The following is a 21,179-nucleotide window of genomic DNA, read 5'->3' as shown; positions in this document are numbered from 1 at the left end:
CCCGTGCAAGCCCGTGACAGAGCCGTGGCGAACGGCCCCTCGGGGTGGCTCAGATGAGGCCGAGGGCGCGGACCGCCTCGCGCTCCTCCTCCAGCTCCGCCACCGACGCGTCGATGCGGGCGCGGGAGAACTCGTTGATGTCCAGGCCCTGGACGATCTCGTAGACGCCGTCCTTCGTGGTGACCGGGAAGGAGGAGATGAGGCCCTCCGGGACGCCGTAGGAGCCGTCCGACGGGATGCCCATGGAGGTCCAGTCGCCGTCGGCCGTGCCGGTGACCCAGGTGTGGACGTGGTCGATGGCCGCGTTCGCGGCGGAGGCCGCGGAGGACGCGCCACGGGCCTCGATGATCGCGGCGCCGCGCTTCGCGACGGTCGGGATGAACTCCTCGGCCAGCCACTTCTCGTCGTTCACGGTCTCGGCGGCGTTCTTGCCGGCGACCGTGGCGTGGAAGATGTCGGGGTACTGGGTGGCGGAGTGGTTGCCCCAGATGGTCAGCCGCTTGATGTCGGCGACCGTGGTGCCCGTCTTCTTCGCGAGCTGGGTCAGCGCGCGGTTGTGGTCCAGGCGGGTCATCGCGGTGAAGCGGTCGGCCGGTACGTCCGGGGCGGCGGCCTGCGCGATGAGCGCGTTGGTGTTGGCCGGGTTGCCGACGACGAGGACCTTGATGTCGTCCGCCGCGTTGTCGTTGATGGCCTTGCCCTGCGGCTTGAAGATGCCGCCGTTGGCGGAGAGCAGGTCACCGCGCTCCATGCCCTTGGTGCGGGGGCGGGCGCCGACGAGGAGGGCGACGTTGGTGCCGTCGAAGGCGACGTTCGGGTCGTCCGTGATGTCGATGCCCTGGAGCAGCGGGAACGCGGAGTCGTCGAGCTCCATCGCGGTGCCCTCGGCGGCCTTGAGCGCCGGGGTGATCTCCAGGAGACGCAGCCGGACCGGCACGTCCGCGCCGAGCAGCTGGCCGGAGGCGATGCGGAAGAGCAGGGCGTAACCGATCTGGCCGGCCGCGCCGGTGACGGTGACGTTCACGGGAGTGCGGGTCATGGCGTTCTCCGTATGACAGCTGGCGGTGGGGCGGCACTGCCCCGGGGTGCGGGACGTACAAATGATCGATCTCTTGGCGTCAAGAGATCCACCAGTCAGGCTATCGCGCATCGGCGATCCCGGGCTCCCGGGTCCGTGTGGCCCACCCCACAGCACCCGGATCGGGACATGGAAAAGGCGGCCGTCCGGCTCGGGAGAGGAACACCGGACGACCGCCGTGGGGGGACCGGGGATCCGGACTCCCGTGGGGGTGATGACCGCCTGCCCCGATCCGGGACGGGCATTCCACACGTTCACCGAATCCCCACATACACGCCCTACGCGCTCTAGGTCGTGCACCCCTTCTGTCCCGACGCGAGCGTCACGCAGGCCTTCGCCTCGCCCGCGTCCCGCACCGCCACCATCGGGGTGTAGGCGATGTTGTCGCCGATCGCCGTGATGCTGTCGGTCTCCTTGGCGGTACCCGCGCTCACCTGGACGGAGTCCCCCTGCGCTCCGGCGGTGATCCGGCCCCAGGCGGCGCCGCAGGTCTTGCTGTAGCGGACCTCGACGACGGTCGTGCCGACGGTCGCGGTCTTGGCGGTCGTCGCCGCGCCCGCGTCCGTGGTGCAGCCCATCGCCTCGGCGTCCTTGCCGGTACAGCCCGCGCCCGCGCACTTCACTCCGGCCGGCAGGTCGGGGTTCGTGCTGACGGACGGCGAGGCCGAGGTGTGCGTGGCGGTCGTCTTCTTGTCCCCGCCGCCGTGGCGGGTGAACAGGAACACGGCCGCGATCACGACCACAACCCCGACGACCCCGGCACCGAACATCAGCAACCGCCGCCTGGCACCGGCCAGTCCGTCCGGCGGCCCCGGCCGGGGCGCCCGCGGCAGCTCGCCGTGCGGCACCGGAACCTCCGGCACCCGCCCGACCCCCGGCCGCACCGCCCCGCCACCGGACTGCCCCTGCCCCGGCCCCGAATACCCGGCCAGCCCCCACGAGTTGCCGACCTGCGAGGCACCTTCCCGTACGTCGGGCTCGGGCGCCGCCGGCTGCGGCGGCACCGTCGGGGACACCCCCGCCGGGCCCGCGATCCCCGGGGTCGCGGTGACACTGCCGCCCTTGCGGGCCGTCTTGCCACCGTCGGCTTTCCGGCCCTCGGTCTTGCCGCCCTCGGCCTTGCCGCTCTGTGCGTTGGTCGGAGGCGCCCCGAACTCGCCGAGCGCGGCGCGCGCCTGGGAGATCCGCATCGCCTCCATGGTCATGTCGTGCCGCATCTCCGAACGGCTCCAGGCCCGTTCGGCCAGCTCCCACATCGTGGTCAGATGGACGGGATGGGTGCCGGTGACCTCCGCGAGGGCGACGATCGCGCCCTTCGGCGCGAGGAGCCGGCCGTTGAGATAGCGGTCCCAGGACGTCTTGCTGTAGCCCGTGCGGTCGGCCAGCGCCGCCACGCTCAGGCCGCTGCGGTCCACGAGCCGGCGCAACTGGCCCGCGAACTCCTTGACCTGCGGATCGAGTTCATCCGGCAAGGCCCTCCAACGAGGCATTGCTTTCCCCCCTCTGCCCTGAATTGCCCACGCTAACGCGGTTGTTGGTCGAGTTCGTTGCAAATCCGCAAACTTGTCAATACATCGACACACCGGACACATACCGACGTTCACCCGAGCACGACGGCTCCCGCGACCGTCACGAGAAGCATGAGAAGCATCAGAAACAGCAGCGCCAGCGCGTACCGGAGCAGTCGTCCGCCGGGCCCTCGGTCCCCCTTCTCGGGCGGCGTGTCCCACCAGGGCAGGGTCGGATCGTCCCGGTACTCGTCCCCGCCCGCCGCCTTCTCCGGGACGGTGACCGGGCGGGGCCAGGCCTGGACCGCCAACTCCCAGCGCACACCGATGCGTTCGGGATCGGCGCCCGCGATCCGGCACAGGGCGACCACGGCCTGCCGGGGCGGCGGCTGGCCGGCGTTGAGATAGCGGTGCCAGGAGGACTTGCTGTACGCGGTGCGCGCACCGAGCGCTACCAGGCTCAGTCCGGTGCGGTCCTTGAGGAGGCGCAGCTGCTCCACGAAGTGCCGTACCTCCGCCGGCAGATCGTCCGGCAGCGGCTGCCAGCCGCTCATCGCTCCCCCACCGCCCGCCCGCTCGCCAGCCCGCCCCACTTGCCCGTTCCGAGCGAAATGACGACACCGGAAGGGGAACGGTTCCCTCGTCGCGGCGGGGTGCGGAGCGCGTAGCGAAACGGTCACCTCCCTGCCACAGCGCGCTGACAGCCGTTGAACAGCCCGCTCATGGCGCGGCACGCTGGAACACAGACGGCGGCGCGTCCCTGCTCGGGGGAGGGGACGGGCCGCCGTCGTGTGTCGTGAAGCGATGTCGTGAACCGAAGTGAACCGAAGTCGTGAACCGACCGGCTGTCAGCTGGTGTTGACCGTGTAGTGCAGCGTGTCCTTGAGGAACGGGATGACCAGCCACGGCTTCGGCTGCGCCATCATCGCCAGCAGGACGATCGCGAGGCCGAGCACGCAGTAGGTGACGACGTCCGTGAAGCGGGAGCGGACGGCGAGCATGCCGACGTCCGGCAGCACCCAGCGCAGGACGGCACCGGCCAGCAGGGCGGCGCCGATGAGCAGGGTGCCGTAGCGGAAGACGTCGAAGGCGGTCAGCAGGAGGCCGAGGCCGACCGTGCCGAGCACCGCGAGGATCGGCCACTGGCGGGCCGGGGCCGGGGCGGCGCCGGACGCGGCCCGGCCGCCGCCCTCGGGGCGGGCGGTGTCCCGCGTGAAGAGGGGGAAGCGGCGGGTGGTGCGGCGCGGGACGCCGTCGGCGCCGGGGGCGCTGACGGGGTCCGTCACCTCGATGTCGTCCACGGCGTCCGTCCCCTTGCTCACCGGTTCCTTGCTCGCCGGTTCCTTGCTCACCGGTCCCTTGCTGTCAGGCGACACTGCGCTCCGCCGCCTCGACCACGTTGACGAGCAGCTGGGCGCGGGTCATCGGGCCGACTCCGCCGGGGTTCGGGGAGATCCAGCCGGCGACCTCGGCGACGCCCGGGTGGACGTCGCCCACGATCTTGCCGTCGGCGTTGCGCGAGACCCCGACGTCGAGGACGGCGGCGCCCGGCTTCACGTCCTCGGGCCGGATCAGGTGGGCGGAACCGGCGGCGGCGACGATGATGTCGGCGCGCTTGAGGTGCGAGGAGAGGTCACGGGTGCCGGTGTGGCACTGGGTCACCGTGGCGTTCTCGCTGCGCCGGGTGAGCAGGAGCGGCATCGGGCGGCCGATGGTGACGCCCCGTCCGACGACCACGACCTCGGCGCCCTTGATCTCCACGCCGTAGCGGCGCAGCAGGGTCAGCACACCGTTCGGCGTGCAGGGCAGCGGGGCGGGCTCGTTGAGGACGAGGCGGCCGAGGTTCATCGGGTGGAGGCCGTCGGCGTCCTTGTCCGGGTCCATGAGTTCCAGGATGCGGTTCTCGTCGATGCCCTTGGGGAGCGGGAGTTGGACGATGTAGCCGGTGCAGGCCGGGTCCTCGTTCAGCTCGCGGACGACGGCCTCGATCTCCTCCTGCGTCGCGGTGGCGGGCAGTTCGCGCTGGATGGAGGCGATGCCCACCTGTGCGCAGTCGCGGTGCTTTCCGGCGACGTACTTCTGGCTGCCGGGGTCGTCCCCGACCAGGATCGTGCCGAGGCCGGGCGTGACGCCCTTCTCCTTCAGCGCCGCCACGCGGGCGGTCAGATCGGACTTGATCGCGGCTGCGGTGGCCTTGCCATCGAGAATCTGGGCGCTCATGACCCCATCCTCGCGGATGACCGGGCCCCGATTCCAATCAGCCGTCTCCACAACCCATACGGAACATGCGGAATATACGCAATATGTGGAATTCCACTGGACGGCGGCAGCCGCCTCCAGAACCATGGGGACACAGTGCCGCGTGCAGTACCGGGGGAACGCAGCGCGTCCGTACCATCCGCACCAACCACACCAACCGCTTGATCCACTTGCTCCACTAGATCAACTAGATCAACTTGCTCCACAGGGCTTTCCTCCAGTCGGTGCCGCACGCCGTCCCCGCACTCGTCAGAGGCAGACGGAGGAGAGACGCCATGAGTTTCGGCGACCCGAACAACCCGTATCCGTATGGACAGCCGCCCCAGCCGTCACAGCCGCCCCAGCAGCCCCCCACCGCGCCCGGCTACACCTACGGCTATCCCCAGCAACAGCCGTACGCCGGACATGACTACGGCTACGGCTACCCGGGCAGCGCGATGATGCCCGCGCCGTCGATGCCCGGGCTGCTCATGACGGCCCGTGTCTTCCTGTTCATCATCTCCGCGCCACAGATCCTGGCCGGGCTGGCCTGGATCTACGTCGGCGCCTTCGTCAGCGACGTGACGGACGACGCCACCTCCGTGGTCCCGCTGAAGTCGGTCGACGACGCCGGTCACGCGGTGGCCGCGCTCCTCGTGTTCATCGGGCTCGTCAGTCTCGGCTTCGCCGCCCTGTCCATCACGCTGGGCGTCAAGTTCGGCCGCGGCGGCCAGGGCATCCGCGTGACCACGGTGGTCTACGGCGCGCTCGGCACGCTCGTCGGCTTCGTCTTCCTGATCTTCGCCCTCGACAGCGGACCGGCCGCGGCGGTCCTCTACGCGCTGCTCTGGGTCGGTTTCGGCGTGGTCATCACGGCGGCCCCGATGGTCGCGAGCGGTACGGCCTGGTTCGCGCGTCCACGCCACTGAGCAGAGCCCGCGCCGCTGAAGAAGAGACCCAGAAAAGCAAGCGAACACATTCGGTCGCCAAACGAAATTGATGTTTCGCTTACACAACACATGAAGATTCCAACTGGACAAAAAGTGATCACCCCCACGAGCATGAGCGGCGCAGTACCGCGGTTCATGTTCGGGGGGAAAACCGCTCAAGCAACGACGTTCCTCCGCGCAACCCGCATCGTCCCCAGCTGAGACAGTGCAACGGAGGAACCTCGCCATGAGCTTCGGCGATCCCAACAACCCTTACGGGCAGCCCCAGAACGCCCAGCAGGGCCAGCCCGGTTACGGCTATCCCCAGCAGCCCCCGCAGCAGGGCTACGGCTATCCGCAGGGCGGCCAGCCCGGCTACGGCTTCCCCCAGCAGCCCGGCTACCCGGGCGGCCCCGGTATGCCCGGCGCCCCGCGCATAGCCTCGATGGGCCGGCGTCTGGGCGCCCGCCTGATCGACATACTGATCGTCAGCGTCGTCTACTTCGTGCTCTCCCTGGCGGGCGTCGCCGGCTCGATCAGCGCCTTCAGCGACTGCGACCCGAACGCCACCGACTACCAGTCCTGCGTCGACAACGCCGCCAGTCACGTCGTGGCCGCGGTCGGCGCGGTCATCGGCGTCCTGACGATCTGCAACCTGCTCTACGAGTGGCTGATGGTCGGTCTGGTGGGCGCGACCCTGGGCAAGATGGCCGTCGGCGTCCGCGTGGTGAAGGCCGACACGGGCCAGAAGCCGGGTCTGGGCTCGTCGCTCATCCGCTGGGTCATCCCGATGGTCGGCAGCCTCGCCTGCGGCATCGGCGAGCTGGTCGTCTTCCTGTCCCCGTTCTGGGACAAGTCCGGCCGCCAGCAGGGCTGGCACGACAAGGCCGCGGGCACGATGGTCATCCAGAACTGACGGTCCCCATACGGCTCAGGGCCGTGCCACCCGACGAAACGGGGGCACGGCCCTGAGCCGTATGGAAGGGCATACCACCGGGCGACCTCAGTGGAAGAAGTGCCGCGTCCCCGTGAAGTACATCGTGACGCCGGCCTTCTTCGCGGCCTCGACCACCAGCTCGTCACGGACCGAACCGCCGGGCTGGACAACGGCCTTGACGCCGGCCGCGGTGAGGATCTCCAGCCCGTCCGGGAACGGGAAGAAGGCGTCCGAGGCCGCGAACGAACCCTGCGCGCGCTCGGCACCCGCCCGCTCGACCGCCAGCTTCGCGGAGTCCACGCGGTTGACCTGGCCCATGCCGACGCCGACCGAGGCACCGTCCTTGGCCAGCAGGATCGCGTTGGACTTCACCGCGCGGCAGGCCTTCCAGGCGAACGCGAGGTCGGCCAACTCGGCCTCGGACAGCGCGTCGCCCGTCGCCAGCGTCCAGTTGGCCGGGTCGTCGCCGTCGGCCTGGAGCCGGTCGGTGACCTGGAGCAGCGCCCCGCCGTCGATCGCCTTGAACTCGACCGTGTTCGACGGACCGCCCGGGGCCTTCAGCACCCGGATGTTCTTCTTCTTGGCGAGGGCTTCGAGCGCGCCCTCCTCGTAGTCCGGCGCGACGATGACCTCGGTGAAGATCTCGGCGACCTGTTCGGCCAGCTCCTTGCTGACCGGCCGGTTGACGGCGATCACCCCGCCGAACGCCGACAGCGGGTCACACGCGTGCGCCTTGCGGTGCGCCTCGGCGACGTCCGAACCGACCGCGATACCGCAGGGGTTGGCGTGCTTGATGATCGCGACACAGGGCTCGGCGTGGTCGTACGCGGCACGGCGCGCGGCGTCCGTGTCCGTGTAGTTGTTGTACGACATCTCCTTGCCGTGCAGCTGCTCGGCCTTCGCGAGACCGCCGCCCGAGGCGTCGACGTAGAGCGCGGCCGGCTGGTGCGGGTTCTCGCCGTAGCGCAGGGTGTTCTCGCGCTCCCAGGTGCCGCCGAGGAAGTCGGGGAACTGGGAGTCGTCGACCGGCGCGTAGGCGCTCGCGAACCAGCTCGCCACGGCCACGTCGTACGACGCCGTGTGCTGGAAGGCCTCCGCGGCGAGCCGCTTGCGGGTGGTGAGGTCGAAGCCGCCGGTCTGTACGGCGTTCAGGACGTCGGCGTAGCGCGCGGGGCTGGTGACGACCGCGACCGAGGGGTGGTTCTTGGCGGCGGCGCGGACCATGGAGGGGCCGCCGATGTCGATCTGCTCGACGCACTCGTCGGGAGAGGCGCCCGAGGCGACGGTCTCCCGGAACGGGTACAGATTGACGACCACCAGGTCGAAGGGGGCCACACCCAGCTCGTCGAGCTGCTGCCGGTGGCTCTCAAGCCGCAGGTCGGCGAGGATGCCCGCGTGCACCTTGGGGTGCAGGGTCTTGACCCGGCCGTCCAGGCACTCGGGGAAACCGGTCAGCTCCTCGACCTTGGTGACCGGGACACCGGCGGCGGCGATACGGGCGGCCGTGGAGCCCGTGGAGACGAGTTCGACGCCCGCCTCGTGCAGGCCGCGCGCCAGCTCTTCGAGACCGGTCTTGTCGTAGACGCTGACGAGCGCCCGTCGGATGGCTCGCTTGTTGCTCTCGGCGGTCACTGGATAACTACCTTTCGTCCCTCGATGCGATAGCCGTTGCGGGCCAGCCGCCCCACGACATCGACGAGCAGCCTTCGCTCGACTTCCTTGATGCGCTCGTGCAGAGCGCTCTCGTCGTCCTCGTCCCGGATCTCGACCACGCCCTGAGCGATGATCGGCCCGGTGTCGACGCCGTCGTCGACGAAGTGGACGGTGCAGCCGGTGACCCGGGCGCCGTACGCGAGCGCGTCCCGTACGCCGTGGGCCCCCGGAAAACTGGGCAGCAGGGCGGGGTGCGTGTTCACGACCCGGCCGCCGAAGCGGGCGAGGAACTCCTTGCCCACGATCTTCATGAACCCGGCCGACACGATCAGATCGGGCTCGTACGCCGCGGTCGCCCCGGCCAGCGCCGCGTCCCATTCCTCACGGGTCGCGAAGTCCTTGACCCGGCACACGAAGGTGGGCAGCCCGGCGCGCTCGGCGCGGGCCAGGCCCTCGATGCCCTCGCGGTCCGCGCCCACGGCCACGATCTCGGCTCCGTACGCCGCGTCGCCCTCGGTCGCGATGGCGTCGAGCAGCGCCTGCATGTTCGTACCGGAACCGGAGACCAGCACGACAAGGCGCTTGGCCACGGGCTTGGCGGCCACGGCGGGGCCCTTTCTCGGGGGAGCGGGGTGCGTGCGGTCGGCCCGGTTCGTGCATTCATACGAATGCTTCCCGCCCCGGGATACGGGGAAGTCTACGAAGCGGCCGACCGTCAGCAACGATACCGGCACACCGGACAGCCCCCACGGGACGGGGGCGTGGCCGGAAGGTAGCGTCTCGGGAGAGCGGGTTCGGGAACGCGGCTGTCGTGCGAGGCGTTCACGAAGTGACAGCTCATGTCGGAAAGACGCACCAACAGAGACGTATCCAACAGGGACGTATCCAACAAGGGGAAGACGCTCACTTGATGCCGGACCGCAGTCCCCGACTCCTCACGTTCCCCCCGCAGTCGTCGCAGGGAGGGGAGCGCGGCACCGTGCTGCTCCGGGAGCGGCCCTCGTCGCCGCCCGACGCGCCCTCGGAGGGACAGAGCGGTGCGGGTCAGGACGACAATCCGTTCGCCCCGCCGCCCGAGGGCACCCCGGACCGGCCGTGGCAGCCCCGGCGCCCCGAGGGTGGCGAGGACGGCGACACCCCGCGGAGCGACGGCGGTCGTTCGCCGTGGGGCAGTCAGTGGAGCGACCGGCAGCCGGGGCGTTCCCAGGGCGGCTTCGGCGACCGGCCCGGCGGACAGGGCGGACCGGGCGGCGGTTCCGAGGGCCCGAGCGGCCCCGGCCCCGGCCAGGGCATGCGCTGGGACCCGACGGACCCGGCCCAGCGGCGCGCCCGTTACGCCCTGCTGAGCGGCATGTGGGCCTTCTTCTTCGCCCTCTTCAGCTGGCCGTACGTGGCCCTGCTGCTCGGCGCGCTGGCCCTCTACTGGGGCGGCAGCGCGCTGCGCGCCAAGCCCCGCACCACCGACCCGGACACCCCGGCCGCACCCGAGGCACCCGGCCGCCCCCAGACGACGGCGGCGGTGAGCGGCCTGGTCACCGCGTCCCTCGCCATCGCCCTGGTCGCCGCGATGTTCGTCGCGCAGCTGGCCTACAAGGACTTCTACACCTGCACGAACGACGCTCTGACGAACGAGGCGAAGCAGTCCTGCAACCAGCTGCTGCCGAAGGACCTGCGGGGCTTGCTGGGCACCGCCAACTGACGGACGCCGCCGGTCAGTTGGGCCCAGACGACTCGGGCTCGTCCGCGGGTTCCGCGTCTTCCGGGTGTTCCGGGTGTTCCGGGTGTTCCAGTGGAGTCGACGCCTCCCTCAGGACCGCCCAGCGGGCCTCGCGGGAGGCGTTGTCGTACCAGGGGGTGAGCGAGGGCTCCGACGGGACATCGGCGGGCAGGAAGTCGTACGGGTCGAACGTCGGATCGTGGTCGTAGGCGATGTACGGCTGGTCGACGGGGAGCGGGAGTGTCGGTGCCGCCTGCTTGCGTCCGCGGGTGAACCAACTCCGGGCAGCGGTGAACGACTTCAGGAACCGGCGTCCTTCCGGAGCGTCCGGCACCTGCTCCGCACCGCCCCGAGGCTTCCCGATCGTCGGCTTCGGCGCCCTGGGTTCGCGCAGTCGCCAAGCCCGCAGCCCCAGCGCCGTGGGGACCGCGACCACCGCGAGCCACCCCAGCGCGGCGACCCCGGTCTGCCACCACACCGGCCCGAACCGGGCGAGCGCGGCACCCCCGAGCGGACCGCCCGACAACTCCGCGAACAGCGCCAGCGCCACGGCGCACAGGGCGGCGGCGAGCAGCGCGGTGGCGGCGGTGCGGCCCTGCCGCCAGGGTGTCGCCGGACCGCCGGTGCCCCCCGACTTCGTCAACTGGCCCTCACCGTCGGCCCGTTGCCCCACCGCGACCCGTGCCACGAACCACCCGACCAGCACCCCGGCGGCCAGCGGCACCAGTCCCGCCAGCCAGTTCAGCGGGGTTCCGGTGCCCGCGTCCGGGACCGCCGCGAGGAGCGGGAACGGCGGGAGCAGCGGGGCCGGGGCCGAGGAGAGCGGGTCCACCGTGTGGTGGGTGCCGAGCGCGAAGCCGGGGCCGAGGGCGTAGGCCGCCGACCAGACCGCCGCGTTCGGGATCAGCGCGAGGCAGAGCAACAGGACCGCGAACCGGCCCGACAGAGCCTCCGTCAGCCGCAGGAACGACGTCTGCGCCGCGCCGCCGTGCCAGACCAGTGACGCCGTGAGCAGCAGCGCGCCGCCCCCGACGAACACCGCCGTGCCGATACCGGCGGCGCGCAACGCGGTGCCGATCCGGTCCCGGGACTCGCGGGCCTCCGGGCCGAGGACGAGCCGCCGCAGCCCGGCCGGCAACAGGACCAGCACGCTCAACACGGGTTCACGCGGGCGCCCGTACGCCGTCCACACGCCGGAACCGGCCGCGCCCGCCGCGAGCAGCGGGAGGCACACCGCCGTCCAGCTCCAGGAGGGGGCGAGTTCGCCGCCGGACGCGTAGAGCGCGGCGGCGGTGCCGACGGCGAGGTAGCCGAGGGCGACACCGGTCCAGGCGGTGCGGGCGGGGACCGGCGGAATGTCGGTGCCGGTCTCGTCGTCTCCCCCGCCCAGCACCGCGTCCCGGGCCGCCCGGTGCAGCAGCCAGACCGGCAGGACGAGGAGGAGCAGCGGGGTCACGCCCACGGGGGCGGGGATTCCGGAGAGGGTGTCGGTGCGGACCAGTTCGACGCCGTGCGCGAGGAGCCAGAGCGCGGCGGCCATGTGCAGGGCGCCGCCGGGTCCGCTGTCGGGGTACGGCGAGCTGATCCACAGCACCATCACGAGCACGGCGAACGAACCGAGACCGAGCCCGGCCGCGACCGCGCCACCCAAGAGGCTGGCGGCCAGTCCGGGGGATCGGTCGCGCATCCGGGTGAGGAGGGGCGACAACGACGGTCGGCGGTGGGTCATCGGCATCACGACCGCCATGCTCCCAACGACACGCGCTTTCTCGTCGTAACAGGCGAACCTCCGAAGTGTCGCCCAATATACATTTATGTACTTTTTCGTACGAAGGGGCATCCGGTGACGCAGACCCCTGCAACCCCGCTCCCGCCGCCCAAGGAACGCCGACGGCTGCGCGAGGCCGCGTCCCTGACGCAGGCTCAGCTCGCCGAGCGGGTGGGCGTCAGCCGCGCGACGGTACGCGCGTGGGAGACCGGCAGCACCACACCGCGCGGCCGGAAACGCGAGGCGTACGCGAAATTGCTCAACGACCTGGCCGAGGACACCCTCGCAGTGGAAGAGGCAGAGGTGGATGTAGCCGAGGTGGAGGAGACGGTGCCGGACGCTCGACCGGAGTCTCCTCACGCCGACATCGTCGTGGTCGAGATCCCCGTACCGCACACGGATCCGCCGCCGGATCCGGCGCCCGCCCCCCTGACTCCCACCCCCCTGACCCCCGCTCAGGCCTTCGACGCGCTCTACGCGTTCTGCGCGCCCTCCCTCGTACGGCAGACCTATCTGCTGACCGGGCGGCGCGAGTTGGCACGGGAGTCCGTCGAGCGCGCCTTCCAGACCGCGTGGCAGCGCTGGCCCGAGGTGGCGGTCGACCGCGACCCGGCCGGCTGGGTGCGGTCGGTGGCGTACGAGTACGCCCTCTCCCCCTGGCACCGCTTCCGCCCCAGATACCGCCACCCGGAGCCCCCACCCCCGGCCCCCGCCGACCGCGCCCTGCTCACCGCCCTCCTCAAGCTCCCCCCGTCGTACCGCCGGACCCTCCTCCTCTACGACGGTGTCGGGCTCGGGCTCGCGGAGATGGCGGCGGAGACGGAGGCGAGCACGCCGGCCGCGGCGAACCGGCTGCTGCACGCCCGCGAGGCGATCGCCGCGCGGCTCCCCGACCTGTCCGACCCGACCGAACTGCACCGACGCCTGACCGAACTGGCCTCCACGGGGCGGCTGCACGCGGCCAAGCCGCCGGTGGTCCGTTTCGTGGGTGAACGCCGAACCGTGTTCTGGACCCGGGCGGCGATCGCGTTCACCGTCACCATCATCGGCGCGACGACGCTCACGTTGCGCACGGCGCCGACGCACTATGAGCCGCCGGTTCCTTTGGGACAGCGGGTGGAGGGGGTGCCTGCGCGGGTGGTGCAGGGGGCGTTGTCGGAGGGGGAGATCCAGCTCCGTGACCGTCTGCGGCACGGGATGACCGTGGGGCCGGAAAGGCTGCGTCCGTTGAGTCGATAGGTGCCCCAAAAAGAAACAGCGGGCAGAAGTTTTTTAGGGGCGCGGGGAACTGCGCGACCAGCCCCAACGCACCCGCAGCCGACAACGCACCGATGGGCCCGCTCCAACCCACGGAGCGAGCCCATCGACGTGCAGCTAGGAAATTCAGCCGGCCAGAATCTCGCGCGCCAGCTTGGCCGTCTCGGTCGGCGTCTTGCCGACCTTGACGCCCGCGGCCTCAAGGGCCTCCTTCTTGGCGGCAGCCGTACCCGACGAGCCCGAGACGATGGCACCGGCGTGGCCCATCGTCTTGCCCTCGGGCGCGGTGAAGCCCGCGACGTAACCGACGACCGGCTTGGTCACGTTCTTCGCGATGAAGTCCGCGGCCCGCTCCTCCGCGTCGCCGCCGATCTCACCGATCATCACGATCAGGTCGGTGTCGGGGTCGGCCTCGAACGCGGCGAGCGCGTCGATGTGCGTGGTGCCGATGACCGGGTCGCCACCGATGCCGACGGCGGACGAGAAGCCGATGTCACGCAGCTCGTACATCATCTGGTACGTCAGCGTGCCGGACTTCGAGACCAGGCCGATACGGCCCGGCTTCGTGATGTCGCCCGGGATGATGCCGGCGTTCGACTGGCCCGGGGTGATGAGACCGGGGCAGTTCGGGCCGATGATCCGGGTCTTGTTGCCCTTCGCGACCGCGTACGCGTAGAACGCGGCCGAGTCGTGGACGGCGATGCCCTCGGTGATGACGACCGCGAGCGGGATCTCGGCGTCGATCGCCTCGACGACGGCGGCCTTAGAGAAGGCCGGCGGCACGAAGAGAACGGATACGTTCGCGCCCGTCTTCTCGATCGCCTCGGCGACCGTGCCGAAGACCGGGATCTCGGTGCCGTCGACGTCGACGGACGTGCCGGCCTTACGGGGGTTGACGCCACCGACGATGTTGGTGCCGTCCGCCAGCATGAGCTTGGTGTGCTTCATGCCCGTGGAGCCGGTCATGCCCTGGACGATGACCTTGCTGTCCTTGGTGAGGAAGATAGCCATGGCTGTTTTGTCCCTCGTCCCTTACTTCGCAGCCGCGAGCTCGGCGGCCTTGTCGGCCGCGCCGTCCATGGTGTCCACGCGCTGGACCAGCGGGTGGTTGGCGTCGGAGAGGATCTTGCGACCCAGCTCGGCGTTGTTGCCGTCGAGGCGGACGACGAGGGGCTTGGTGACGTCCTCGCCCTTGTCCGCGAGCAGCTGAAGCGCCTGCACGATGCCGTTGGCGACCTCGTCGCACGCGGTGATGCCGCCGAAGACGTTGACGAAGACCGACTTGACGTCGGGGTCGCCCAGGATGATCTCCAGGCCGTTCGCCATCACGGCCGCGGACGCGCCGCCGCCGATGTCGAGGAAGTTGGCCGGCTTCACGCCGCCGTGGTTCTCACCGGCGTACGCGACGACGTCCAGGGTGCTCATGACGAGACCCGCGCCGTTGCCGATGATGCCGACCTCGCCGTCGAGCTTGACGTAGTTGAGGTTCTTCGCCTTGGCGGCGGCCTCAAGCGGGTTGGCGGAGTCGTGGTCGATCAGCGCCTCGTGCTCCGGCTGACGGAACTCGGCGTTCTCGTCCAGCGAGACCTTGCCGTCGAGGGCGAGGACCTTGCCGGACTTGACCTTGGCGAGCGGGTTGACCTCGACGAGGAGGGCGTCCTCCTTGACGAAGGTGTCCCACAGCGTCACCAGGATCTCGGCGACCTGCTCGGCGACGTCGGCCGGGAACTTCGCCTGCGCGACGATCTCGCGGGCCTTCTCGATGCTCACGCCCTCGTTGGCGTTGACCGGGACCTTCGCGAGCGCCTCGGGGTTCTCCTCCGCGACGACCTCGATCTCCACGCCGCCCTGGACGGACGCCATGGCGAGGAAGGTGCGGTTGGTGCGGTCGAGGAGGTACGAGACGTAGTACTCCTCGACGATCTCGGGCGCGGTCTCGGCGATCATCACCTTGTGGACCGTGTGGCCCTTGATGTCCATGCCGAGGATGTCCGTCGCACGCGCGACGGCCTCGTCCGGGGTGGCGGCGAGCTTCACGCCACCCGCCTTGCCACGGCCGCCGACCTTCACCTGGGCCTTGACGACGGACTTGCCACCGAGACGCTCTGTGGCTGCGCGGGCCGCCTCAGGCGTGTCGATGACTTCACCGGCCAGCACCGGTACATCGTGCTTGGCGAAGAGGTCCCTCGCCTGATACTCGAACAGGTCCACGCGCTTCCGTCCTCAGTGATCTCGCGGTTCGTTGGATGCGTGGGCGTGCCGCGAAGGGCAACGTGACGTCCGCTGTCACAAGGGAGGCGCACACGGTGACCGAGCGCGCGGCATGTCCGTCTCGCAGGTTATCGCTGCTTGCAGGGGGCCCCTAAATCGAGGGTCACACCTGAGCGGTGATACCTGTCACATGATGCCGGAATCCGTGACACGGAGTGCCGCGAACGAGGCTTACGGGCGGTCGCCCGGGCGGGTCGTTCCGGGCGGATCCATCGGGCGGATCCATCGGGCGGATCCTTCGAGCGGGGTCCCGCCGGGTTGGGGCTGGCCCGGCGGGACCCCCTACCGCGAGACGCGCCCCGGACAGACCGACGGCATCCGGCCGTCCGGGGTCACTGCCTCACGGAGTCTGTTACTCCCAGTGCCGGACGGTCCGGGTACGAACGGTGCGTGCGGCCCGCGCGCCCTGAATGGCGGCGGCGGCCCTGACCCTCGACCCGCTCGGGACGGAGACCACGGCATCGACGAGCCGTCGTCGGAGTTCGGCCGGGGTGACGTCGATGTCGATGTCGGTGTTCTGGTTCATACGGGTGCTCATGCGTGCGTCGGTTCCTCAGGCATCACGGAAAGGGGACATGGCGACATTCCGGGCAGCTCAACTGCCGGAAAGGGCCTGCCTAGCCCGGGAAAACGGGAACGTCCCGGTACCTGTCCCGGGTCTCCGCCGCGTCCGCACCCTCGGCGACACCGCGCACGAACCGCACGGCCACCCTGTTGCCCAACGTCACGGCCTGCGCGTCACAGTGCCGCGCCCCACCGCCGTCCACCGCCTGCTGATCACGCGGGGCGCCGTCCGGGTCACCACTGGGCGCCTGATGCGCCGGAGCGCGCCTGACGGACGGCGCATGACGTACGACCGCATGCCCTACGGCGCCCACCTCGTCGCCGGCGACACGCGGCCCGTACGTCACGCCGGTGCCTAAGGCCGCCTCGGCGGGCCTCACATCCGAACTATGCCCATCACCCGATGGCCGCGGAGCCGACCGGACGGGCGTCGGCACCGCCACCGGCGCGGTGTGCGCCGGAGGCTCCTGGACCGGGGGCACGGGTCGACTCGGCACCACGGGGACCGAGGGCAAGGTGGGCGGCGAGGGAAAGGTGGGAAAGGTGGGCAGCGACGGCAACGAATGCGCCTCGGCCAACACCGCGGTCACCGTCTTCGTCACCACGTCACTCACGGGCCGCACGACCCGCTCCACGGTGTCCGAGACGGGAGCCACCACCGGATCCAGTACCGGATCTACTACCGGAGCCAGTACCGGAGCCAGTACCGGAGCAAGAACAGGCACCTGAACCTGGACCGGCACTGGAACCGGAACCGGCTTCACCGCCGAAGCCACCACCGGAATCCCCGGCCTACCGACACTCACCGGCGTGCCCAGACCCCCGTCCGCCGCCTGCGCCTGTCCCCCACACAGCAACCCGACCGCGAACAACCCGCCCACCAGCAGCGCCAATTGCAGCACACGCCGCCCAACCGTTGTACGCGTCACGCACAGGGCGGCACCGGGTATCGCGGCAGCGGGCCAGATCATGAGGCGACGATCCTTGCACGGGCGGCTCGGGGACGTACAACCCCCCTGTCCCACAAGCCCGTTCATCACCACCGATGCCGGTTAGTCAGGCGGTGTCCGGTATCGGCAACGGCCGCTTCTCGATCGCCGCCGCCATCACCTCCGGGAACAGGTCGGGCGTACAGGCGAAGGCCGGCGCCCCCAACGCGGCCAGCGCGGCGGCGTGTTCGCGGTCGTACGCCGGCGCCCCCTCGTCGGACAGCGCGAGCAGCGTCACGAACTGCACCCCCGACGCCTTCATCGCCGCGACCCGCTTGAGCATCTCGTTCCGTATCCCCCCTTCGTAGAGGTCGCTGATCAGCACGACCACCGTCTCCGCGGGCCGGGTGATCTGCGACTGGCAGTACGCGAGCGCCCTGTTGATGTCCGTACCGCCGCCGAGCTGGGTCCCGAAGAGCACGTCCACCGGGTCGTCGAGCTGGTCGGTGAGGTCGACGACCGCCGTGTCGAAGACGACGAGCCGGGTGTCGATCGACCGCATGGACGCGAGCACCGCCCCGAACACGGAGGCGTAGACGACGGACGCGGCCATCGATCCGGACTGGTCGATGCAGAGGACGACCTCCTTCTTCACGGACTGGGACGCCCGCCCGTAGCCGATCAGCCGCTCGGGCACGATCGTCCGGTACTCGGGCAGGTAGTGCTTGAGGTTGGCCGCGATCGTGCGGTTCCAGTCGATGTCGTGGTGGCGCGGCCGGTTGATACGGGCGCTGCGGTCCAGGGCGCCGGTGAGGGTGGCCCGGGTGCGAGTGGCGAGCCGCTTCTCCAGGTCCTCGACGACCTTGCGCACCACCGCCCGTGCCGTCTCCTTCGTGGTCTCCGGCATCGCCTTGTTCAGGGAGAGCAGCGTGCCGACCAGGTGCACGTCGGCCTCGACCGCTTCCAGCATCTCCGGTTCGAGCAGCAGCGCGGACAGCCCGAGCCGGTCGATGGCGTCGCGCTGCATGACCTGGACGACGGAGGAGGGGAAGTACGTCCGGATGTCCCCGAGCCAGCGCGCGACGGACGGCGCCGACGCCCCGAGCCCCGCCGAACGGTCCTTCCCCGCCCGCTCCTTGTCCCCCCTGCCGTACAGCGCGGCCAGCGCCCCGTCCATCGCGACGTCCCGCCCGGACAACGCACACCCGGTCCCATCGGCCGCGTCACCCCCGAGCACCATCCGCCACCGCCGCAACCGCTCCTGCCCGGGATCCGGGCCCGGATCCGCGACTCCGCCGACGTCGCCTGCTCCGGCCAGGCCGCTCGCGGTCACCGCGCCGACCTTCCCAGCTACCGCGTTCGCCGTCCCGGCCACCCCGTTCGCAGCCACCGCCACCGCGTCGGCCGCCCCGGCCACGCCGTTCGCCGCCACCGCGCCGACCTTCCCAGCTACCACGCCCGCCGTCACCGTCATCGCTTCGGCCGCTCCAGCTGCCCGGTTCGCCGTCACCGCGTCGCCCTTCCCAGCCGCCCCGTCCGCCGCCACCGCCATCGCACCGGTCGCCCCAGCCACCCCATTCGCAGCCGCCGCCGCGCCGCCCGCCCCCGCCGACTCACCCGCCGTCGTCCCCGTCGCACCGGTCGCCGTCATCCGCGCACCCCGTCCCGCAGCCCTTCCCACAACGGGACGACCCGCACGACGGTCGCGGGACGATCCTCAGTCCGAAGCCCGATACCCGCCGCGTTCCGACGCCCGGTACCCGCCGTCTGAGCCCGCTCCCCCGGCCTCCTCGTGCCCTGCCTACCGCTGCTCGCCGTCATCATCCCGCCACCCCCACAAGCTCGTTGTCGCTGTTCCCCGCCAAGTCGTCCAGCCCCAGCATCAGTCGCAGCACCGGCACCACCGCGTCCGCGCGCCCGGCGTCCAGTTCCGCGCCGAACCCGGATATCCCGACCGCCGTCGCCACCGCCCCCGCCTGCTTTCCGGGCCCGCGCCGCACCAGCTCGCCGAGTGTTCTGCGCACGCCCGGCTCGTACGCCGAGAACGTCCGCCGGAGCAACGGCAGTACATCCGTGAACGCCGCCGCCGGCACCCCGGTGAGCCATGCGTCCACCAGCCCGAGCAGCCGCTCGTCGTGCACGAGGAGCAGCCCGCCCCCGCCACCGACGAAGCCCTCGATCCACGCCGCCGCGTCTGCCGGCGGTGTCCCGGGCGAGAGCACCAGCCCCATCAGCCGGGCCGCCTCGTCCGGCCCCAACTCCCCACCGTCCAGCAGAAGTCGTACGGCCCGCCCTCGGATGACGCCCGGCACGGTGTCCCGCGCGGAGAGCGTCCGAAGCACCGCGCGCCAGCGACGACGCAGGTCGCCGTGGCCCGGGGCTGAGGCGGAGGCGAGGGTGGGAGTGCGGGTGGGGGCTTCGTCGTGCCCCGGCGCGGAGGCGTCGCCGCTCCCGGCCTCCGAGGCCTTACCCCGCCCTGTCGCCCCACCGCCGACATCCCCCAGCAGTCCCACCGCCCCGTGCACCGCGTCCACATGGCGCCGCATTTCATCCGCCGCGTCCGTGTCGAGGGCCGTGCAGGCCGGGGGCAGACCGACGAAGATCCGCTCGGCCAGTCCCGCGGCGACCTCCGTCAGCGCGCCGGTGTCGGTGCCGCGCACGTCGCCGTAGCGCAGCGAACGGACCAGGGCGGGCAGCGCCTGGGCGAGGTGGCCGACGTCCGTGTCGAGGGCGGCGCGGTCGGCGAGGATCCGCATCACCACGGGGAGCGCGTCCGGCAGTTCGGCCAGCAGGCAGTGCTCGGCGAGCGCGGTGACGTCGGCGAGGCTCTGTGCTCCCACGGCGTCCGCCTCCGCCTTCGCGGTCGCCGCAGCGAGCACCGTCGTGCCCCAGACGCCCGCCTCGGCGACCCGCACCGCCAACTCCGGTTCCCAGCGCAGCCGCCACGTCTCCCTGAACGTACCCGTGCTGCCCCGCGAGGCGACCGGCTCGCCCCACTCGACACCCAGCAGGCGCAGTCGGTGCAACAGCCTGCTGCGCGCGGCGTCGTTCTCCTTGCGCAGGTCCAGCTCCAACTCCCGCTCCAGCGCCTCCGGTTTGAGCCGCAGCCTGCGCTGCTGCCGGTCGAGATCGCGCTGCAACGGCACGGCGGGGGCGCCCGGCGGCACCTCGCCCAGCACATCCCCGACGACGAGCCGGTCGCGCACCAGGGACAGCGGGACGTCCGAGCCCTCGCACATCACCGCGCGCACCGCGTCGGTGGTCTCGCCGAGCCCCGCCAGCGGACGGCCCCGCATCACCGCGAGGGTCTCCGCCAGCCGTACCGCCTCGATGACATGGGCCGGGGAAACGATGCGGTCCTCCTCCCGCAGCAGCCCCGCGACCTTGGTCATCCACCGCTCGACGGGCCGGTCCGGCGCGGCGAACAGATGGCCGTACCAGCCCGGCGAGTCGATACCCGCGCCGTATCCGCCGGCCCGGGACAGCCGGCGGTGTGTCCACGGCACCCAGGTCAGCTCGGCCTTGACCTTGGGCAGCCCCTTCAGCAGTGCGCGGTCCGCCGCGACCGCGGTCCGCTGCCGCAGCGCGGGGACGTGCCAGGCCCCGCACACCACGGCCACGCCGCCCTCGAACTCCCGCTGCGCCGCGCGCACTTGGAGCCGCATGTACGCCTCGCGCACCAGGTCCCGGTCGTGCCCGCCGACCCCGTACGTCTCGCGCAGCGCCCCCATGGCCTCCTCCAGCGCGGTGAACGGCGCGAACGGGTCCCGGTCCCCCGCACCCCGGTGCTCCACTACGTCCTCCCACCAGCGCTCGGGGTCGTCGTACCCCGCGGTCTCGGCGAGCACGGCAAGGGGATCGACGCGAATGTCCGGACCGACGGGTGCGTCGGGGGCTGAGGGCGTATCGGGGGCGGAGTGCCTGTCGGAGGCAGTCGGGTCCGGCTGCCGCTCCTCTCCCGTGGGCTCGTCCTCCGTGGGCTCGTCCTCCGTGGCCTTCCCCCACGCCAGCGTGTGCGCGGCCGGAAGGTCGATGAAGCGGGCCGGTACCCCGTGTTCCAGGGCCCAGCGGATCGCGACCCATTCCGGGGAGAACTCGGCCAGCGGCCAGAAGGCCGAACGGCCGGGCTCGTCCACGGCGTGGGCGAGGAGCGCGACCGGCGGTCGCATGTCCTCGTCGGCGGCCAGCGGAATCAGCGCGTCGGCCTCGGGCGGCCCCTCGATCAGTACGACCCGCGGCCGGGCCGCCGCCAGCGCCGCCCGCACGGCCCGCGCCGAACCGGGCCCGTGATGCCGCACCCCGAGCAACAGCGGCTCAGTTCCGGTCACTT

Annotated in this window: 18 protein-coding genes; 4 read left to right on the top strand and 14 right to left on the bottom strand. The window is 71.3% G+C overall.

Features of this window, described 5'->3' with window-relative positions; translation table 11 throughout:
• Positions 1-49: 49 nt before the first annotated feature.
• The 5 genes from ACWIHT_RS05925 to ACWIHT_RS05905 form a co-directional block, all read right to left on the bottom strand.
• Complete coding sequence (locus tag ACWIHT_RS05925) at positions 50-1,039, bottom strand: malate dehydrogenase (RefSeq protein ID WP_456164865.1); 990 nt, start codon at positions 1,037-1,039, stop codon at positions 50-52.
• 326 nt (positions 1,040-1,365) lie between these two features.
• Entirely contained in the window at positions 1,366-2,550 is a 1,185-nt protein-coding gene (locus tag ACWIHT_RS05920; RefSeq protein WP_456164863.1) for a DUF2690 domain-containing protein, read from the bottom strand.
• Positions 2,551-2,678: 128 nt separating this feature from the next.
• Complete coding sequence (locus ACWIHT_RS05915; RefSeq protein WP_456164861.1) at positions 2,679-3,140, bottom strand: helix-turn-helix domain-containing protein; 462 nt, start codon at positions 3,138-3,140, stop codon at positions 2,679-2,681.
• 294 nt (positions 3,141-3,434) lie between these two features.
• Complete coding sequence (locus ACWIHT_RS05910) at positions 3,435-3,887, bottom strand: DUF3017 domain-containing protein (RefSeq protein ID WP_019066820.1); 453 nt, start codon at positions 3,885-3,887, stop codon at positions 3,435-3,437.
• Positions 3,888-3,951: 64 nt separating this feature from the next.
• Complete coding sequence (locus ACWIHT_RS05905) at positions 3,952-4,806, bottom strand: bifunctional methylenetetrahydrofolate dehydrogenase/methenyltetrahydrofolate cyclohydrolase (protein WP_456164859.1); 855 nt, start codon at positions 4,804-4,806, stop codon at positions 3,952-3,954.
• A gap of 314 nt (positions 4,807-5,120) precedes the next feature.
• On the opposite strand from ACWIHT_RS05905, the gene ACWIHT_RS05900 reads away from it, so the two are divergent.
• Together ACWIHT_RS05900 and ACWIHT_RS05895 are read left to right on the top strand one after the other, a co-directional pair.
• On the top strand, positions 5,121-5,753 hold the full coding sequence (locus ACWIHT_RS05900) for a hypothetical protein (protein WP_456164857.1): 633 nt from the start codon (positions 5,121-5,123) through the stop codon (positions 5,751-5,753).
• Positions 5,754-6,000: 247 nt separating this feature from the next.
• The gene (locus ACWIHT_RS05895) at positions 6,001-6,669 is read left to right on the top strand and encodes an RDD family protein (RefSeq protein WP_456164855.1); all 669 of its coding nucleotides are present in this window, start codon (positions 6,001-6,003) and stop codon (positions 6,667-6,669) included.
• An 87-nt stretch (positions 6,670-6,756) separates the two neighbouring features.
• Here ACWIHT_RS05895 and purH read toward each other — a convergent pair whose 3' ends face one another.
• Positions 6,757-8,322 (bottom strand): bifunctional phosphoribosylaminoimidazolecarboxamide formyltransferase/IMP cyclohydrolase, encoded by a 1,566-nt coding sequence (gene purH, locus ACWIHT_RS05890; protein ID WP_456164854.1) that lies wholly within the window; start codon positions 8,320-8,322, stop codon positions 6,757-6,759.
• The gene (gene purN, locus ACWIHT_RS05885) at positions 8,319-8,948 is read right to left on the bottom strand and encodes a phosphoribosylglycinamide formyltransferase (protein ID WP_456164852.1); all 630 of its coding nucleotides are present in this window, start codon (positions 8,946-8,948) and stop codon (positions 8,319-8,321) included. Before purN ends, purH begins: the two co-directional genes overlap by 4 nt.
• A 305-nt stretch (positions 8,949-9,253) precedes the next feature.
• Between purN and ACWIHT_RS05880 the strand changes: the two genes are divergently transcribed.
• Positions 9,254-10,042 carry a hypothetical protein gene (locus tag ACWIHT_RS05880; protein ID WP_456164850.1) on the top strand — a complete coding sequence of 263 codons (789 nt, stop codon included), beginning with the start codon at positions 9,254-9,256 and terminating at the stop codon, positions 10,040-10,042.
• Positions 10,043-10,055: 13 nt separating this feature from the next.
• Here the strand turns inward: ACWIHT_RS05880 and ACWIHT_RS05875 are convergent, their stop codons facing one another.
• A complete protein-coding gene (locus ACWIHT_RS05875) occupies positions 10,056-11,807 on the bottom strand; it encodes a cell division protein PerM (protein ID WP_456164848.1) in 1,752 nt (583 codons plus the stop codon).
• Between the two features lie 96 nt (positions 11,808-11,903).
• Here ACWIHT_RS05875 and ACWIHT_RS05870 point away from each other — a divergent pair, with 96 nt between their 5' ends.
• Entirely contained in the window at positions 11,904-13,067 is a 1,164-nt protein-coding gene (locus ACWIHT_RS05870; RefSeq protein WP_456164846.1) for a helix-turn-helix domain-containing protein, read from the top strand.
• Between the two features lie 144 nt (positions 13,068-13,211).
• Here the strand turns inward: ACWIHT_RS05870 and sucD are convergent, their stop codons facing one another.
• From sucD to ACWIHT_RS05840, 6 genes are all read right to left on the bottom strand, one after another.
• On the bottom strand, positions 13,212-14,096 hold the full coding sequence (sucD, locus tag ACWIHT_RS05865) for a succinate--CoA ligase subunit alpha (protein ID WP_019066811.1): 885 nt from the start codon (positions 14,094-14,096) through the stop codon (positions 13,212-13,214).
• Positions 14,097-14,117: 21 nt separating this feature from the next.
• A complete protein-coding gene (sucC, locus tag ACWIHT_RS05860; RefSeq protein WP_456164844.1) occupies positions 14,118-15,296 on the bottom strand; it encodes an ADP-forming succinate--CoA ligase subunit beta in 1,179 nt (392 codons plus the stop codon).
• A 412-nt stretch (positions 15,297-15,708) separates the two neighbouring features.
• Entirely contained in the window at positions 15,709-15,894 is a 186-nt protein-coding gene (locus ACWIHT_RS05855; RefSeq protein ID WP_456164842.1) for a hypothetical protein, read from the bottom strand.
• 79 nt (positions 15,895-15,973) lie between these two features.
• Positions 15,974-16,891, bottom strand: coding sequence for a hypothetical protein (locus tag ACWIHT_RS05850; RefSeq protein ID WP_456164840.1), 918 nt, complete (start codon positions 16,889-16,891; stop codon positions 15,974-15,976).
• Between the two features lie 85 nt (positions 16,892-16,976).
• Entirely contained in the window at positions 16,977-18,089 is a 1,113-nt protein-coding gene (locus tag ACWIHT_RS05845; RefSeq protein ID WP_456165968.1) for a VWA domain-containing protein, read from the bottom strand.
• A 580-nt stretch (positions 18,090-18,669) separates the two neighbouring features.
• Positions 18,670-21,177, bottom strand: coding sequence for a DUF5682 family protein (locus ACWIHT_RS05840; RefSeq protein WP_456165966.1), 2,508 nt, complete (start codon positions 21,175-21,177; stop codon positions 18,670-18,672).
• Positions 21,178-21,179 lie beyond the last annotated feature (2 nt).

The organism is Streptomyces sp. NPDC002276 (genome assembly GCF_053891435.1).
Note: the sequence above shows the minus strand (reverse complement) of the source record. Positions and strands in the feature narration are given on the sequence as shown.

What these genes read in the sequence shown, in the direction of transcription:
- ACWIHT_RS05850 (WP_456164840.1), bottom strand. Translation starts at nt 16,891, where the DNA reads ATGATCTGGCCCGCTGCCGCGATACCCGGTGCCGCCCTGTGCGTGACG.
- sucD (WP_019066811.1), bottom strand. Translation starts at nt 14,096, where the DNA reads ATGGCTATCTTCCTCACCAAGGACAGCAAGGTCATCGTCCAGGGCATG.
- ACWIHT_RS05915 (WP_456164861.1), bottom strand. Translation starts at nt 3,140, where the DNA reads ATGAGCGGCTGGCAGCCGCTGCCGGACGATCTGCCGGCGGAGGTACGG.
- ACWIHT_RS05875 (WP_456164848.1), bottom strand. Translation starts at nt 11,807, where the DNA reads ATGGCGGTCGTGATGCCGATGACCCACCGCCGACCGTCGTTGTCGCCC.
- ACWIHT_RS05855 (WP_456164842.1), bottom strand. Translation starts at nt 15,894, where the DNA reads ATGAGCACCCGTATGAACCAGAACACCGACATCGACATCGACGTCACC.
- ACWIHT_RS05900 (WP_456164857.1), top strand. Translation starts at nt 5,121, where the DNA reads ATGAGTTTCGGCGACCCGAACAACCCGTATCCGTATGGACAGCCGCCC.
- ACWIHT_RS05880 (WP_456164850.1), top strand. Translation starts at nt 9,254, where the DNA reads ATGCCGGACCGCAGTCCCCGACTCCTCACGTTCCCCCCGCAGTCGTCG.
- ACWIHT_RS05905 (WP_456164859.1), bottom strand. Translation starts at nt 4,806, where the DNA reads ATGAGCGCCCAGATTCTCGATGGCAAGGCCACCGCAGCCGCGATCAAG.
- ACWIHT_RS05845 (WP_456165968.1), bottom strand. Translation starts at nt 18,089, where the DNA reads ATGGTGCTCGGGGGTGACGCGGCCGATGGGACCGGGTGTGCGTTGTCC.
- ACWIHT_RS05925 (WP_456164865.1), bottom strand. Translation starts at nt 1,039, where the DNA reads ATGACCCGCACTCCCGTGAACGTCACCGTCACCGGCGCGGCCGGCCAG.
- ACWIHT_RS05895 (WP_456164855.1), top strand. Translation starts at nt 6,001, where the DNA reads ATGAGCTTCGGCGATCCCAACAACCCTTACGGGCAGCCCCAGAACGCC.